General features: G+C 71.6%; 13 protein-coding genes. 10 read left to right on the top strand and 3 right to left on the bottom strand.

The window, feature by feature from the left end:
* Nucleotides 1–764: 764 nt before the first annotated feature.
* The 3 genes from ACIHEI_RS02255 to ACIHEI_RS02265 all read right to left on the bottom strand — a co-directional run bounded on the left by ACIHEI_RS02255 (nucleotide 765) and on the right by ACIHEI_RS02265 (nucleotide 2,564).
* Complete coding sequence (locus ACIHEI_RS02255; protein ID WP_396605319.1) at nucleotides 765–1,424, bottom strand: HAD-IA family hydrolase; 660 nt, start codon at nucleotides 1,422–1,424, stop codon at nucleotides 765–767.
* A 74-nt stretch (nucleotides 1,425–1,498) separates the two neighbouring features.
* Nucleotides 1,499–1,945: a deaminase gene (locus ACIHEI_RS02260; protein WP_387637754.1), complete on the bottom strand. Its 447-nt coding sequence runs from the start codon at nucleotides 1,943–1,945 to the stop codon at nucleotides 1,499–1,501.
* Between the two features lie 31 nt (nucleotides 1,946–1,976).
* Complete coding sequence (locus ACIHEI_RS02265; RefSeq protein WP_396605320.1) at nucleotides 1,977–2,564, bottom strand: pyridoxamine 5'-phosphate oxidase family protein; 588 nt, start codon at nucleotides 2,562–2,564, stop codon at nucleotides 1,977–1,979.
* Between the two features lie 138 nt (nucleotides 2,565–2,702).
* Here ACIHEI_RS02265 and ACIHEI_RS02270 point away from each other — a divergent pair, with 138 nt between their 5' ends.
* The 10 genes from ACIHEI_RS02270 to ACIHEI_RS02315 all read left to right on the top strand — a co-directional run bounded on the left by ACIHEI_RS02270 (nucleotide 2,703) and on the right by ACIHEI_RS02315 (nucleotide 16,470).
* On the top strand, nucleotides 2,703–3,506 hold the full coding sequence (locus ACIHEI_RS02270; protein ID WP_396605321.1) for a methyltransferase domain-containing protein: 804 nt from the start codon (nucleotides 2,703–2,705) through the stop codon (nucleotides 3,504–3,506).
* A 61-nt stretch (nucleotides 3,507–3,567) separates the two neighbouring features.
* A complete protein-coding gene (locus ACIHEI_RS02275; protein ID WP_387868300.1) occupies nucleotides 3,568–3,777 on the top strand; it encodes an SPOR domain-containing protein in 210 nt (69 codons plus the stop codon).
* Nucleotides 3,778–3,857: 80 nt separating this feature from the next.
* Nucleotides 3,858–4,328: a CYTH domain-containing protein gene (locus tag ACIHEI_RS02280; protein ID WP_396605322.1), complete on the top strand. Its 471-nt coding sequence runs from the start codon at nucleotides 3,858–3,860 to the stop codon at nucleotides 4,326–4,328.
* Nucleotides 4,329–4,373: 45 nt separating this feature from the next.
* On the top strand, nucleotides 4,374–4,769 hold the full coding sequence (locus tag ACIHEI_RS02285; RefSeq protein ID WP_387637740.1) for an NUDIX domain-containing protein: 396 nt from the start codon (nucleotides 4,374–4,376) through the stop codon (nucleotides 4,767–4,769).
* 216 nt (nucleotides 4,770–4,985) lie between these two features.
* Nucleotides 4,986–7,796 carry a SpoIIE family protein phosphatase gene (locus tag ACIHEI_RS02290; protein WP_392953856.1) on the top strand — a complete coding sequence of 937 codons (2,811 nt, stop codon included), beginning with the start codon at nucleotides 4,986–4,988 and terminating at the stop codon, nucleotides 7,794–7,796.
* Nucleotides 7,797–7,871: 75 nt separating this feature from the next.
* The gene (locus ACIHEI_RS02295; RefSeq protein ID WP_387637735.1) at nucleotides 7,872–10,412 is read left to right on the top strand and encodes a SpoIIE family protein phosphatase; all 2,541 of its coding nucleotides are present in this window, start codon (nucleotides 7,872–7,874) and stop codon (nucleotides 10,410–10,412) included.
* Nucleotides 10,413–10,613: 201 nt separating this feature from the next.
* A complete protein-coding gene (typA, locus tag ACIHEI_RS02300) occupies nucleotides 10,614–12,518 on the top strand; it encodes a translational GTPase TypA (protein ID WP_392953860.1) in 1,905 nt (634 codons plus the stop codon).
* Between the two features lie 345 nt (nucleotides 12,519–12,863).
* Entirely contained in the window at nucleotides 12,864–14,489 is a 1,626-nt protein-coding gene (locus tag ACIHEI_RS02305) for an ABC transporter substrate-binding protein (RefSeq protein ID WP_392953863.1), read from the top strand.
* A 138-nt stretch (nucleotides 14,490–14,627) separates the two neighbouring features.
* On the top strand, nucleotides 14,628–15,554 hold the full coding sequence (locus ACIHEI_RS02310; RefSeq protein ID WP_387637728.1) for an ABC transporter permease: 927 nt from the start codon (nucleotides 14,628–14,630) through the stop codon (nucleotides 15,552–15,554).
* Nucleotides 15,547–16,470: an ABC transporter permease gene (locus ACIHEI_RS02315; protein ID WP_392953867.1), complete on the top strand. Its 924-nt coding sequence runs from the start codon at nucleotides 15,547–15,549 to the stop codon at nucleotides 16,468–16,470. The genes ACIHEI_RS02310 and ACIHEI_RS02315 overlap by 8 nt, the downstream gene beginning before the upstream one ends.
* Nucleotides 16,471–16,479 lie beyond the last annotated feature (9 nt).

A 16,479-nucleotide genomic window follows, 5' to 3' on the forward strand; every position in this document is an offset into this window, starting at 1 on the left:
GCCTGGTTGGGCGTCAGGGAGGCCGTACTGCCGGCGGACCGCCGCCTGAACGGCCGCCAGGGAGGTCGCACGGTCAGCCCGTCGGCCACACGCTCGGCACCTGGCTGAGCGGCCACCCGGAGCGCCGCGTCCAAGTGGTTGCCGCGTCTCTCACCGACGCCTGAACGGCCGTCGCGCCCAGCCGCACGGCTGGCCCGCCCCGCCGACGCCTGAACAGTCGCAGGAGGGGGCATGGTCGGCCCGCCGCTGCCTGGTTGGGCGTCAGGGAGGCCGTACTGCCGGCGGACCGCCGCCTGAACGGCCGCCAGGGAGGTCGCACGGTCAGCCCGTCGGCCACACGCTCGACACCTGGCTGAGCGGCCACCCGGAGCGCGCCGCGCCCAGGTGGCCACCGCGTCTCTCGCCGACGCCTGAACGGCCGTCGCGCCCAGCCGCACGGCTGGCCCGCCCCGCCGAGGTCTGAACAGTCGCAGGAGGGGGCATGGTCGGCCCGCCGCTGCCTGGTTGGGCGTCAGGGAGGCCGTACTGCCGGCGGACCGCCGCCTGAACAGCCGCCAGGGAGGTCGCACGGTCAGCCCGTCGGCCACACGCTCGACACCTGGCTGAGCGGCCACCCGGAGTGCCGCGTCCAAGTGGTTGCCGCGTTTGCCGCGTTCCTCGCCGACGCCCGAGCATCCGCCGGAGCAGCCCCGCGACAGTCCGCCGACGCCTGAACGCCCGCCCGGGAGGCCGCACGAGCAGCCCGCCCAGCGCCCGAGTGCCCGTCAGGGCAGTCGTACGACCAGTCCGCCGCCGTTCGGGTCGGCGGTGACGGTGACGCCGGTGAGGTCGTCCACCCAGTGATCAGGCCGGTGGGCGGCGGCGCGGGGGCCGATGCCGAGGACTGGCATGCCGGCGGCGCGGGCGGCGGTGATGCCGGCTTCGGAGTCCTCGAGGACCAGGCATTCGGCGGGGGCGACGCCGAGCTCGGCGGCGGCCTTCAGGAAGCCCTCGGGGTCGGGCTTGCTGGCGCCGACGTGTTCGGCGGTGATCATCAGCGGGGGCAGCGGGACGTCGGCGGCGGCCATCCGGACTCGGGCGAGGCGGTCGTCGGCGGAGGTGACCAGGGCGTGCGGCAGTCCGGCCAGTGACTCCAACAGGCGTCGGGCGCCGGGGACTTCGACCACGCCGTCGGTGTCGGCGGTCTCCTCGGCGAGCATCTGCCGGTTCTCGGCGAGGTTCTGTTCCATCGGGCGGTCGGGCAGCAGCAGGGCCATGGTCAGGTGGCCCTGCCGGCCGTGGACGGTGCGCATCGCCTCGTCCGCGTCGAGGCCGTTCCGTTCGGCCCAGCGGCGCCAGCAGCGTTCGACCACGGCGTCGGAGTTGACCAGGGTGCCGTCCATGTCGAGCAGGACGGCCCGGACCGGCGGGGTGAGGACGGGCATCGGGGCTCCTCGGGGGCCTCGGACGAGTGTTTGTTCCACAATCGTACAAAACCGGGGCCGAGGGCCGTCCGGGCTCACCCCAGCAGGTGCGCGTTGACCGCCCGGGCCTCCGCGGCCAGCTCCGGCAGCTCCACCACCTCGACGCCCGCCGCGGTGAGCAGCGCGCCGCCCCGGCCCTCGGTGACGAACAGCGCGGGCTCCAGCCAGGCCACCACTACCCGCGGCACCCCGGCCGCGACGATCAACTCGGCGCACGGGTGCGGCCGGGAGGCGCGCTGCCCGCACGGCTCCAAGGTGCTGTAGACGGTGGCGGTGCGCAGCCGCGGATCGCCGGGCGCGAGCTTGCCGAGCGCGGCCTCCTCGGCGTGGTTCACCGCGTCGACCTCCCGGCTGAAGCCTTCGGCCAGCACCTCGCCGTCCGCACCGACGATCACCGCGCCCACCGAGAACGCCGTCCGGGACGGCGGGCAGCGCCGGGACAGTTCGATCGCGTGGCGCAGCCACTCCTGGTCGGTGGTCATGGGGGGCTCCTTCGGTACGGGACGGCGCCCCTCACCGTACGGGCCGCGGCGGCAGCGGGAGTGGCACCGAGGGCAGGCCGTCGATGCTGACGGCGACGTGGTCCTTGCCCTCGCAGTAGGCGCTGAAGTTCTCCTCGCCCTTGCGGGTGAAGAACTGGTCGTGCAGGTCGCGTTCGGAGCGGTAGTCCATGAACGGGACGGCGTACCCGCAGGAGTCGCTCACCCTCTCGGCCCGCACCAGGACGATCGCGCGCAGCCCGACACCGTCCGCGGACGGGTCGAAGTGCCCGAGCAGTTCGGCGAACCGCGGGTCGTCGCGGAAGACCGGCTCGCCCCGGCCGTGCACCCGCAGCACCGTCGGCGGGCCCTCGAAGGCGGTCCACATCAGGGTGATCCGGCCGTTCTCCCGCAGGTGGGCGATGGTCTCGGCGTGCGAACCGCCGAAGTCCAGGTAGGCGACGGTGAGTTCGTCGAGGACGGCGAGGGTGCCGGCCCGGCCTTTGGGGGAGAGGTTGACGTGTCCGTCGCCGGAGAGCGGGGCGGTGGCCACGAAGAACACGGGCTGCCTGTCGATGAACGCGCGCAGCCGGTCGTCGATGCGTTCGTAGGTCTTTCCCATACCCGCGATTCTGCGCCCGGCCGAGCCCGGCGGGCGAGGGGAATTGGGGAGCGTCCCACAGTGCGAGACGCGATTGTCCGATTCGTGGAACGTTTTCCTATCCTGGGAGGGTCGTTTTCGAGGGAGAGGGGAACCGCCGTGGCCGGCTACACCCACGGGCACCACGCCGCCGTCCTGCGCTCGCACCGCACCCGCACCGCCGCCAACTCCGCGGCCTATCTGCTGCCCGAACTGCGCCCCGGGCAGCGGCTGTTGGACGTCGGTTGCGGGCCCGGCACGATCACCGCCGACCTGGCCGACCGGCTCGGCCCGACCGGCCGGGTGATCGGCATCGACCCGTCCGCCGAGGTGCTCGCCCAGGCCGCCGCGCTCGCCGCCGAACGCGGGCTGGAGCAGCTGATCTTCGAGGCCGCCGACGTGTACCGACTCCCGTACGCCGATGCCTCGTTCGACGTGGTGCACGCCCACCAGGTGCTCCAGCACCTCGCCGACCCGGTCGCCGCGCTGCGCGAGCTGCGCCGGGTCACCGCCCCCGGCGGGGTGATCGCGGTCCGCGACGCCGACTACGCCGCGATGGCCTGGTACCCCCAACTGCCCGAACTGGACGAATGGTTGGCGCTCTACCGGAAGACCGCCCGGGCCAGTGGCGGCGAACCCGACGCCGGCCGCCGACTGCTGTCCTGGGCGCACGCCGCCGGGCTGACCGACGTCCGGCCGTCCTCCGGCACCTGGACGTACGCCACCGAGGCCGAACGTGCCTGGTGGTCGGAGAGCTGGGCCGAGCGGACGGTGCACTCCAACACCGCCGCCACCGCCCTGGCCGAGGGCCTCGCCACCCCCGCCGACCTGGACCGGATCGCCGCCGGCTGGCCCCGCTGGGCCGCGCATCCGGACGCCTGGTTCGCCGTACTGCACGGTGAACTCCTGGTGCGCGTAAGCTAGTTGGCCCAGCCGAGCGGTCCGGCCCGCCCCCCATCGGGCCGGACCGCTACCGTGTGGCGCCATGGGACAACCGGACCGCACGCCCGCCACGCACCGCGTCATGCGGCAGGACGACAACGGCAATCGCTTCCTGCTCGCCCGCGGACTCACCCGCCCCGCCGCCGAGGCCCTGGCCGCCGAGTACGAGGCCCGCGGTCACAAGCAGCTCTACTGGATCGAAGCCGAGGACCCCGACGGACCCGCCCAGCCCGAGGGGACCCGCGCCCCGTAGCTTCCGGGCCCTGCCGCCCGCGGCCGCGTAGCGTGGCGGCCACCGGGAGAGCCGGAACGCCGAGCGAGGAGGGCCTTTCGTTGGCTGAGGAGATCGAGCGCAAGTTCCTGGTGCCGTCGGGCGAAACCGTCCCCGACGGGCGGGAGTTCGAAGTCCGGCAGGGCTACCTGGTGATCGGGCCGGAGGGGTCCGAGGCCCGGGTGCGCGACCAGGGCGGGGAGTACTCCCTGACGGTCAAGCGCGGCACCGGCCTGGTGCGCGGCGAGTGGGAGACCCCGCTCACCGCCGAGCAGTTCGAGGCGCTGTGGCCCGCCACCGAGCAGGCCCGGGTCGCCAAGACCCGCCGGGTGGTGCAGCTCGGCCGGTGCGAGGCCGTGGTCGACACCTTCCACGGCCGGCTGGCCGGACTGCGCACCGTCGAGGTCGAGTTCACCGACCGGGAGGAGGCCGCCGCCTTCACCCCGCCGCCCTGGTTCGGACCCGAGGTCACCGACCGCCCGGACCTGAAGAACCAGCACCTCGCCACCGCCGCCGGGCCGCCGCGCCCCTGACATAGGGTCGGGAGCCGACGAGCGGTACGAACGGCAAGGGCGGCCATGGCAGAGCTGATCGACACGGTGGCGTGGGTGCGACTGGAGGGCGGGCGGATCCTCTGCGCGCGCCCCCGCGGCAAGGACGTTTTCTACATCCCCGGCGGCAAGCGCGAGGGCGACGAGACCGACCTGCAGACGCTGACCCGCGAGATCGCCGAGGAACTCACCGTCGCCATCCGCCCCGACACCGTCACCCACGCCGGCACCTACCACGCCGACGCCCACCCGGGCGGCCCCACCGTCCGGATGGCCTGCTACCGCGCCGAATACACCGGCACCCTCGCCGCCAGCAGCGAGATCGAGGACGTCGAATGGTTCGGCTACGCCGACCGCGACCGCGTCCCCCCGGTCGACCAGCTGCTCTTCGACGACCTGCACCGCGACGGCCACCTGCACTGAGCACGGGAGACCCCGGCCGCGCAGGGAAATGCCCGTTCTGTACGCCAATCGGACAGACGACCCGTATGCCGGGATAGCTGCGCGTTTCCCTGGGTATGGCAGTGTTCGGCTTGATTCGTCACGATCAGTGGGCCGGGTTCGGCGCGGCCGTGGCGACGGCCCATGCCCCGGCAGCCCGTCGGCGGCGTGTTCCAGCGACGGCCGGAGGCCCCGTAGGTGGCGAAGCCGGGTGACGGCGGGGAAGAACACGAGGCGTCGGGCCTGCCCCCGCGCGGGCCGCGGCGGCCGAGCCGCCCCGCACTGCCCCGGGGCGCCGACCGGTCCGGCAGCGCGGCCGCCCGCGCTCGCCTGCGCCGCCACCCCGGCCACGAACCGCCGCCGCCCACCCCCGGGCCGTCCGCCGGCCCCGTCGCCGGGCAGCGCCCCGCCGGGCTCGAACCGTCCGCCCGGAGCAGCGGTACGTCCCGCGGCCGCCCCGCCCGGGCGTTCCCCGGCGGGCCCGGCCAGCACCCGGCCGCGCGCTCCGAGGCCCCGCCGACCACGCTGCACCCGAGCCGCCGCACCGAGGGCGGCAGCCTGCTCGACGTGGTGCGGGTGGCGATCGTCATCCTGGACACCGCGGGCCGGGTGGTGCTGTGGAGCCCGACCGCCGAGGAGATGCTCGGCTGGCCCAGCGAGGTGCTGGTCGGCCGGGCGATCGAGGACCTGCTGTCCGACCCGGCCGACCAGCAGCGCGCCAGGGCCGCCCTCCAGGAGACGCTGAGCCGCGGCTCCTGGCACGGCTTCACCGGCATCAGCGACCGGTACGGCATGCCGGTCGAGGTGGAGGTCCGGCTGTCGCTGCTGGTGGACGGCGACGGCGCCCCCTACGTGCAGGCCGCGCTCACCGAGGCCGCCGCGCTGCGCGCCGTCGAACGCGACCTCGCGGTCCGCGACGCGCTGTTCGAACAGTCCCCGCTGGGCATCGCCGTGCTGGACACCGACCTGCGCTACACCGCCGTCAACCGCACGCTGGCCGAGATGAACAACCTGCCCGCCGAGGCGCACATCGGCCGCACCACCGGCGAGACCATGCCGGAGCGCTCCACCGACGAGATCACCGCCCTGCAGCGCCAGGTACTGGCCACCGGCGAGCCCGTCATCGACGTCACGCTGGCCTCGCCGAACAGCGGCCGGGGCGGCTACCGGTCGATCTCGTTCAGCCGGATGACCGACCGGGCCGGCCGGGTGCTCGGCATCTCCGGCACCGCGATGGACGTCACCGAGCGCTACCGGGCGGTGGCCAAGGTGGAGGGCGCCCGGCGGCGGCTGTCGCTGCTCAACGAGTTCGGCTCCCGGGTCGGTGACCTGCTGGACGCCTCGATGATCGCCCAGGAACTGGCCGGCGCGGTGGTCCCGCGGCTGGCCGACTACGCCGCGGTGATCCTGCTGCAGGCCGTCGCGCACGGTGACGACCTGCCCCGGCACGGCCACGACCGGCGCACCTCGCTGCTGCAGCTCGGCGTGGCCGGCGTCGAGGACGGGCCGGCGGTGGAGACCATGCTCCGGCGCAGCGCCCGGATCACCTTCGAGGACGACTCGGTGTTCGGCCGCGTGCTGCGCCGCGGCGTCCCCGAACTGCTCACCGGCGCCGAACTGGAGGCGCTGTCCTTCCCCGGCGACCCCAAGGTGGAGGCCGCCCGCGACCTCGGCATCCACTCCCGGCTGGTGGTGCCGCTGCGGGCCCGCGGCATCGTGATCGGCCTGCTGGTGGTCAGCCGGGCCGGCTACCGGGAGGGCTTCGACCGCGACGACCTGGCCTTCACCGTCGAACTCGCCGACCGGGCCGGCAGCTCGCTCGACAACGCCCGGCTGTACGCCCGCGAGCGGACGGCCGCGCTCACCCTGCAGCGCACCCTGCTGCCCCAGCAGGTGCCGCAGCCGGCCGGCGTCGAGGTGGCGTACCGGTACGTGCCGGGCTCCAGCGGCACCGAGGTCGGCGGCGACTGGTTCGACGTCATCCCGCTGCCCGGCGAGCGCACCGCGCTGGTGGTCGGCGACGTGATGGGCCACGGCCTGCGGGCCGCCGCCACGATGGGCCGGCTGCGCACCGCGGTCCGGGTGCTGGCCGCCCTCGACCTGGCGCCCGAGGTGGTCCTGCGGCACGTCCACGAGCTCGCCGACGACCTCGCCCAGGGCCCCGACGAGGCCCTGCTCGCCACCTGCGTCTACGCGGTGTTCGACCCCGCGCGGCGCAACCTGACCGTCACCAAGGCCGGCCACATCCCGCCGGTCCTGGTGGTGCCCGGCGCCGACGCCGAGCCGGCCCGCTCCGGCGGCCCGCTGCCCGGCGGCGCCGGCCAGGTGCTCGATCTGCCCTCCGGTGCGCCGCTCGGCGTCGGCGGGGTGCCGTTCGAATCCATCGAGATGGAGATCCCCGACGGCAGCCTGCTCGCCCTGTGCACGGACGGGCTGGTGGAGTCCCGGGACAAGGATCTGGACGTGGGACTCGGGAGGTTGATCAGCGTGCTCGAACAGCCGTACGCCTCGATCCAGCAGGCGTGCGAGGCCGTCCTCGACACCATGGAGCAGGGCCGCGAACCCGACGACGTGGCGCTGCTGCTGGCCCGGCTGGGCCGGGAACGGGAGGACGCCCCCACCGCCGGCTGGACCCTGCCGGCCGAGCCGACCGCGGTCTCCCGGGCCCGCCGGCTGGTCCGCCACACACTCGCCGACTGGGGCGTCGAAGCACTCACCGACACCGCCGAACTGCTGGTCAGCGAACTCGTCACGAACGCCGTCCGGTACGCCAGCGCCCCGATCGGGGTCCGGCTCACGCTCGGCGAGGTGCTGCTGGTGGAGATCTCCGACCCGCTGCCGGACCCGCCCCGGGAGCGGCACGCGAGCGCCGGCGACGAGGGCGGGCGCGGTCTCGAACTGGTCCGCCGGCTCGCGCTGCGCTGGGGAACCAGGGCGGAGGGGCTGGGCAAGGTCGTCTGGTTCGAACTGGCAGACTCGGACGTTCAACCACCCGAGTCGATGTTGTGACGTTGAAGGGCGTGTGCGTCCACGCCCGAATGATGAATACTCGGACATCGAAATACTCGGTCGTCTCGACACCGGATGGGCGCGCGGGTTGGAGGGGTCGGTCCGTTGAACAGCTTCCCGGCACGGAACACGACGCACGGCAGCAGCGGCCGAGCCGCACTGCCGGAGCAGCCGGGTGCCCCGACGGTGCCTGCCACCCTCCCTGACGGCTGGGAACAGGCCTCCTCGGGCACCATCTACGACTACATCCGGGTCGCCACCTTCGCGATCGGCCCCGACGGGCGGATCGCGCAGTGGAGCGACCGGGCCGCCGAATTCTTCGGCGTGCCCGCCGCCGAGGCGGTCGGCGCGGACCCGATCACCGCGTTCGTCCCGCGCGAACTGTGGCAGCGCGGCCGGGCCCGGCTGGAACGCATCCTGTCCGGCGAGGAGTGGGTCGGCACCGCCCCCTACCGGGACCTGTCCGGCGCGGAGAGCCTCGCAGAGGTCTACGCGATGCCCGACAGCGCCGACGGCTCCGCCACCTGCCTGGCCGTCGACCTCGGCCGGCTGCGCGCCATCGAGACCGACCTGGCCGCCTCCGAGGCGGTCATCGGCCAGACCCCCACCGGGTTCTTCCTGTTCGACACCGACCTGAAGCTGCAGCGCGTCAACGCCGCCTTCGCCACCGGCGTCGGCCGCAGCCCCGCCGCCCTGCAGGGCCTCGCCCCGGGCGACGTGTTCCGGCCCTCCGACGCGGACCGGCTGCTGCTCGCCCTGCGCAAGGTCCTCACCGGCCAGGAGCCGGTCCTCGACCTGCGGCTGTCCGGCCCCGCCCGCCCCGGCCGCCCGGCCGCCCGCGAGGACGACCGCACCTGGGCCGTCTCGCTGTACCGCCTCACCGCCGCCGGCGGACGCCCGATCGGCGTCGCCGGACAGGTCCAGGACGTCACCAGCCGGCACATCGCCGAACGCGAGGCCGCCGGCGTGCGCCGCAGCCTCGCCCTGCTCAACGAGGCGTCCACCCACATCGGCTCCACCCTCGACCTGGAGACCACCGCCAAGGAACTGCTCGACGTGATCGTCCCGCAGTTCTGCGACGTCGCCACCGTCGACCTGTACACCGCGCTGCTCACCGGCGACTCCTCGCTCACCGCCAACCCGGAGAACGGCGAACTGCGTCGGGTCGCCGTCTCCAGCGTGGTCGGCAACGCCCCGTCGGTGCTCGGCAGCGAACGCGGCGGCGTCCGGGTCGCCGAGGCCGGCGGCACGCTCTGCTACCCGCCGCGCTCCCCGCACGCCCGCGCGCTGCGCACCGGCCGCAGCGTCGTCCCGCAGCCCGGGCCCGACCCGCTGCTGCGCTCCACCCTGGTGGTGCCGCTGGTCGCCCGCGACCAGGTGCTCGGCCTGGTGCAGCTGTCCCGGGCCATCGGCAGCGAGCCGTTCGACGCCCGCGAGGTCGCGATCGCCGAGGAACTCGTCGCCCGCGCCGCCGTCTGCGTCGACAACGCCCGGCTGTACCGCCGCGAGCACGAGCGCGCGCTGATCCTGCAGCGCAGCCTGCTGCCCCCGGGCAACCCGGCCGCGTCCGGCCTGGAGATCGCCCGCCGCTACCTGCCCAGCAACAACAACACCGAGGTCGGCGGCGACTGGTTCGACGTCATCCCGCTGCCCGGCAGCCGCACCGCCCTGGTGATCGGCGACGTGATGGGCCGCGGCCTGCGCGCCGCCGTCGCGATGGGCCAACTGCGCACCGCCGTGCGCACCCTGGCGATGCTCGACCTGGACCCGGAAGAGGTGCTCTCCGCCCTCGACGAGATCGCCCGGGGCCTCGGCAACGACGACGCCGAACCGGACCGGGCCGGCGCCGAGGTCTACCTCGCCACCTGCGTGTACGCCGTGTACGACGCCGTCAAGCAGCGCTGCACCTTCGCCAACGCCGGCCACCTCCCGCCGGTGCTGCTCGCCCCCGGCGAGCGCGCCCGGATGCTCGACGTGCCGCCCGGCCTGCCGCTCGGCGTCGGCGGCGAACCGTTCGAGGAGGTCACCGTCGACCTGCCCGAGGGCGCCGTCCTCGGCCTGTACACCGACGGACTGGTGGAGTCCCGCAAGCACCAGCTGGACGAGGGCCTGAAGGCCTTCCGCACCGCCCTCACCAACGGCTCCGACCAGCTGGAGGAGCTCTGCGACCAGGTGCTGGAGGAGCTCAACCCGCACCACGGCGAGGACGACATCGCGCTGCTGATGGCCAAGGTCCACGCGCTGCCCAAGGGTTCGGTCGGCGACTGGCGGCTGCCGCCCGAGCCGACCTCGGTCGCCCGGGCCCGCGAGGCCGCCTGCGGCTGGCTGCTGGAACGCGGCCTCGACGAGCTCGTCGACACCTCCGAACTGCTGGTCAGCGAACTCGTCACCAACGCCCTGCGGCACGGCCGCGGCGAGATCCGGCTGCGCCTGCTGCGCGACAAGACCATGGTCTGCGAGGTCTGGGACGACGCCTACGCCCAACCGCGCCAGCGCCGCGCCCAGGAGACCGACGAGGGCGGCCGCGGCCTGCAGCTCGTCTCGCTGCTGGCCGAGCGCTGGGGCAGCCGCCGCACACCCAAGGGCAAGATCGTCTGGTTCGAGCTGTCCCTCTAGGCTCCGGCGTCCGTTCGTACCGGAAGCGGGTGTCGGGCCGTTGTGATTCAAACCTCGACCGGCTGCCCGTTTCTGCTCCATTGCGGGCTTCCCCGTACGATGGGGAGAAGCCGAGGCATGTGCCGTGCCCGGTGGGTGGACCGGTGAATGCTGACGCGGGCCGGGCACCGTGACCCACGATTCCGGGAGAATCAGCGCCGCATGCCCACGCGCAACGACATCCGCAACGTCGCCATCGTCGCCCACGTCGACCACGGCAAGACCACTCTGGTCGACGCCATGCTCAAGCAGGCCGGTGCCTTCGCGGCCCACCAGCACCTCGACGACCGCATGATGGACTCGAACGACCTGGAGCGCGAGAAGGGCATCACCATTCTCGCGAAGAACACCGCGGTCAAGTACCACCCCAAGGACGGCGGCGCGCCGATCACCATCAACATCATCGACACCCCGGGCCACGCCGACTTCGGTGGCGAGGTCGAGCGCGGCCTGTCGATGGTGGACGCGGTCGTCCTGCTGGTCGACGCCTCCGAGGGCCCGCTGCCGCAGACCCGCTTCGTGCTGCGCAAGGCGCTCTCCGCGCGCCTGCCCGTCATCCTGTGCATCAACAAGACCGACCGTCCGGACGCCCGGATCGACGAGGTCATCAACGAGACCTACGACCTGTTCCTGGACCTGGACGCGGACGAGGACCAGATCGAGTTCCCGATCGTCTACGCCTGCGCCCGTGACGGCGTGGCCTCGCTGACCAAGCCGGAGAACGGCACGGTGCCGGCCGACTCCGAGAACCTGGAGCCGTTCTTCTCCACCATCCTGGAGCACGTCCCGGCCCCGACCTTCGACGAGAACGCCCCGCTGCAGGCGCACGTCACCAACCTGGACGCCGACAACTTCCTCGGCCGCATCGCGCTGCTCCGCGTCGAGCAGGGCGAGCTGCGCAAGGGCCAGACGGTGGCCTGGATCAAGCGCGACGGCTCGATCCAGAACGTCCGCATCTCCGAGCTGCTGATGACCGAGGCGCTCACCCGCAAGCCCGCCGAGGTGGCCGGCCCCGGTGACATCTGCGCCGTCGCCGGCATCGGCGACATCATGATCGGTGAGACCCTCGCCGACCCCGAGAACCCGATCGCGCTGCCGCTGATCACCGTCGACGAGCCGGCGATCTCGATGACCATCGGCACCAACACCTCGCCGCTGGTCGGCAAGGGCGGCTCCGGCAAGGGCGCGGACGCCAAGTCCGCCGGCAAGGTCGACCGCAAGGTGACGGCCCGCCAGGTCAAGGACCGCCTGGACCGCGAGCTGATCGGTAACGTCTCGCTGCGCGTGCTCGAGACCGAGCGTCCCGACGCCTGGGAGGTGCAGGGCCGCGGTGAGCTGGCGCTGGCCATCCTGATCGAGACCATGCGCCGGGAAGGCTTCGAGCTGACCGTCGGCAAGCCGCAGGTCGTCACCCGCGAGGTCAACGGCAAGACCCACGAGCCGGTCGAGCGCCTCACGGTGGACGTCCCCGAGGAGCACATGGGCGCCGTCACCCAGCTGATGGGCATCCGCAAGGGCCGGATGGACAACATGTCCAACCACGGTTCGGGCTGGGTCCGGATGGAGTTCGTGGTGCCGTCCCGCGGCCTGATCGGATTCCGGACGGAGTTCCTCACCAACACCCGCGGCACCGGCATCGCGCACTCGATCCACGAGGGCTACGAGCCGTGGTTCGGCAACCTGACGACCCGTAACAACGGTTCGCTGGTCGCCGACCGCTCCGGTGTGGTCACCGCCTTCGCGATGACCAACCTGCAGGAGCGCGGCGTGCTGTTCTGCGACCCCGGCACCGAGGTGTACGAGGGCATGATCGTCGGCGAGAACTCGCGCTCCGACGACATGGACGTGAACATCACCAAGGAGAAGAAGCTCACCAACATGCGTTCCTCGAACGCTGACGTGGCCGAGTCGATCGTCCCGCCGCGCAAGCTCTCGCTGGAGCAGTCGCTGGAGTTCTGCCGCGAGGACGAGTGCATCGAGGTGACCCCGGAGACCGTGCGCATCCGCAAGGTCGTCCTGGACGCCAAGGACCGCGGCCGCACCGCGTCGCGCGCCAAGAAGGGCTGACGCCCGCCAGTTTCGGCCGACCGGCCGGTGTCCTTCGGGACGCCGGCCGGTCGTGTTTTTGGTGACTCTCCGTCATGAACGGCCAGAGAGGGAGTGTTCGTTAATCGGACGTCACTGATCGTCATCTGTGACAACTGTCCGTTTCGCCCCTGTCTGGCTATGTCTGCAATGTCCGATTTTTGAGATTCATCCAACATTCATGTGACCAAATTGAAATCTGGATTGGTCAATTCCGTATCCAAGGGTGACCGATAGTGGGTGCAGTCGAGCTCGGGTCGAGGCTCCTGCGCAGGGGTGCGCGCCAGGCCGCGAGCGATCTGTAACACGATTTCAGGAGGCACACCCATGCGCGGTGCCAGCCAGGCCAAGTGGGTTGTCGCGGCCGTCGCGGTCGCCCTCGCCGCCACTGCTTGCGGCAGCGGCTCTTCGGACGGCGCTTCCGGGCCGGCCAACGCTCAGGGCACGTTCAGCTACCAGAGCGCCGAGCCGCAGAACCCGCTCCAGCCCGCCAACGCCATGGAGGTCGGCGGCGGTCGCGTCATCAAGAACCTGTTCAAGGGTCTGGTGGACTACGACCCCGGCAACGGCCAGCTGCGCAACCAGGTCGCCGACAAGATCGAGACCACCGACGCGCAGAACTACACCGTCACCCTGAAGTCCGGCTGGACCTTCCACGACGGCACCCCGGTGACCGCGCAGTCCTTCGTGGACGCGTGGAACTGGTCCGCCAACGTCAAGAACAACCAGATCAACTCCAACTGGTTCTCCGACATCCAGGGCTACGACGCGGTCCACCCGGCCAAGGGCGACCCGACCGCCGACACCATGTCCGGCCTGAAGGTCGTCGACGACACCCACTTCACCATCGCGCTGACCGGCCCGGTGTCGTACTTCCAGTACAAGCTCGGCTACACCGCCTTCGCGCCGCTGCCGAAGGTGTTCTACACCGACCCGGCGAAGTACGGTCAGTCGCCGATCGGCAACGGCCCCTACAAGTTCGTCTCGTGGGAGCACAACAAGGCGATCACCCTCGCCGCCTACGACAACTACGCGGGCGTCGACAAGCCGAAGAACGGCGGCGTCGTCTTCAAGAGCTACTCGCAGCCCGAGGCCGCGTACAAGGACCTGGTCTCCGACAACCTGGACGTGCTGGACCAGGTCGACCCGAGCGACCTCGCCTCCTACAAGAGCGACCTGGGCGACCGGGCCGTCGACCAGCCGCAGGGCTCCATCCAGGCGCTGTCCTTCTCGCTCTACCAGGACTCCTGGAAGGGCCAGGACAAGGCCAAGGTCCGGCAGGGCCTGTCGATGGCGATCGACCGCGACACCATCACCAAGACGGTGCTCAACGGCTCCCGCCAGCCCGCCAACACCTGGGTCGCCCCGGGCGCCATGGGCTACAAGGACAACACCTGCGGCGAGGCCTGCACCTACAACCCGGCGAAGGCCAAGCAGCTGATCGCCGAGGGCGGCGGCGTCCCCGGCAACAAGATCACCGTGCTGTACAACTCCGACGGCGGCCACAAGGACTGGGTGGACGCGGTCTGCAACTCCATCCGCCAGGCCACCGGCGTGGAGTGCGTCGGCGACCCGAAGCCCGACATGAAGAGCGCCCGTGACCTGATCAAGGGCAAGAAGGTCGACGGTCTGATGCGGACCGGCTGGCAGCAGGACTACCCGCTGAACGCCAACTTCCTGCGCGACGTGTACGGCACCGGCGCCGACGCCAACGACGCCGGCTACTCCAGCCCGGAGTTCGACAAGCTGGCCGCCGCGGCGGACAAGGCCACCACCGTCGAGGAGACCGCCGCCCTGTACCAGCAGGCCGAGGCCCAGCTGGCCAAGGACATGCCGGCCATCCCGCTCTGGTACTACAAGACCACCACCGGTTACTCGAAGAACGTGCAGAACGTGAAGTACGACTCGTTCGGCGACCCGGTGTTCACCCAGGTCGAGGTCAAGCAGAAGTAACCGAGCCGGCACCGCGCGGCTCGAACCGACACGGCCGGTGTCCGTCCCCGCCCCACCGGGCGGACCGGCACCGGCCGTTGTCACGCCAAGAACTCTGATCGGGACGACGGCCCGTCAGAGCAGTAAATTGGAGGCACGATGGGGCGCTTTGTCGCTAGGCGACTGCTCCAGATGATCCCGGTGTTCCTGGGCACGGTCACGATCATTTTCTTCATGACCCGCATGCTGCCCGGCGACCCGGCGGCGGCCATGTGGGGAGACAAGGCCGCCGACCCCGCACAGCTGGCGGCGTTCAAGCACCGGATGGGACTCGACGTCTCCATCGGCCAGCAGTACCTCAACTACATGGGGGACCTGTTCCGGGGAAACTTCGGTGAGACCCTGTCCGGCCGCAAGGTCGTCGACGTCATCGGTGAGGCCCTTCCGGTCACCATCCGACTGGCGCTGCTGGCCTTCCTCTTCGAGCTGGTGGTCGGCGTCGGCATCGGCCTGCTGGCCGGCCTGCGCCGCGGCAAGGCGTTCGACAAGAGCACCCTGGTGTTCACCCTGCTGCTGATCTCGATCCCGGTCCCGGTGCTCGGCTTCATCTTCCAGAACGTCTTCGCGATCCAGCTCAAGTGGATCACCCCGACCGTTCAGGACTCGATGAACCTCGGCCAGCTGATGCTGCCCGCCATCGTGCTCGGCTCGCTGTCCCTCGCGTACGTCGCCCGACTGACCCGCACCTCCATCGCGGAGAACATCAAGTCGGACTACATGCGCACCGCGATCGCCAAGGGCCTGCCCCGGCGCAAGGTCATCGGCACCCACCTGCTGCGCAACTCGATGATCCCGGTGGTGACCTTCCTGGGCACCGACCTCGGCGCCCTGATGGGCGGCGCGATCGTCACCGAGGGCATCTTCAACGTCAAGGGCGTCGGCAACGCGCTGTACCACGCCATCAACCTCAACGAGGGCGCGACCGTCTCCGGTTTCGTCGTCGTGCTGGTGCTGGTGTACCTGGCCGCCAGCCTGATCGTCGACCTGCTCTACGCGGTCCTGGACCCGAGGATCCGGTATGCCTGACCTGATCGAGAAGACCGCCCCGGCGCAGGGCTCCGCCGAGCCCAAGCCGGAGAAGCCCCGCAGCCTCGGCTCGGACGCCTGGCACGACCTGCGCAAGCGGCCGATCTTCATCATCTCGGCGGCGCTGATCGTGCTGCTGATCGCCTTCGCTATCGCCCCCAGCCTGTTCACCTCGGTGGACCCACGGGCCGGCGACCTGCGCCTGCACTACCTGAGCAAGCCGAACTACCTGCACTTCTTCCAGGCGGACTGGTTCGGCTACGACGGCCAGGGCCGGTCCATCTACGCCCGGATGATCTACGGCGCCCGCGCCTCCGTGGTGGTCGGCATCTGCGTCACCGCCGGCGTCACCGTCCTCGGCGGCCTGGCCGGCATGATCGCCGGCTACTACGGCGGCTGGGTCGACGCGGTGATCTCCCGGATCACCGACATGTTCTTCGGCATCCCGCTGCTGCTCGGCGCGCTGGTCGTGCTGAACGCCTTCACCACCCGCACCGTCTGGTCGGTGGTCTTCGCCCTGGTCGCCCTCGGCTGGACCCAGATGACCCGCGTGATGCGCGGCTCGGTGATCACCGTCAAGCAGTCGGACTACGTGACCGCCGCCAAGGCGCTCGGCGCCGGCACCGGCCGGATCATGCTCAAGCACATCCTGCCGAACGCGATCGCCCCGGTGATCGTGGTCGCCACCATCGCGCTCGGCGGATACATCGCCACCGAGGCCACGCTGAGCTTCCTCGGCATCGGCCTGCAGGACCCGACCATCTCCTGGGGCATCGACATCAACTCGGCCCAGAAGGTCCTCCGTACCGCGCCGTTCGCGCTGTTCTTCCCGGCCGGCATGCTCAGCATCACCGTGCTGGCGTTCATCATGCTCGGCGACGCGGTGCGCGACGCCCTCGACCCGAAGCTGCGCTGAGAGAGGCGG

Source organism: Kitasatospora sp. NPDC051984 (genome assembly GCF_044593455.1).
In the GTDB taxonomy this organism is placed as follows: Bacteria; Actinomycetota; Actinomycetes; order Streptomycetales; family Streptomycetaceae; genus Kitasatospora.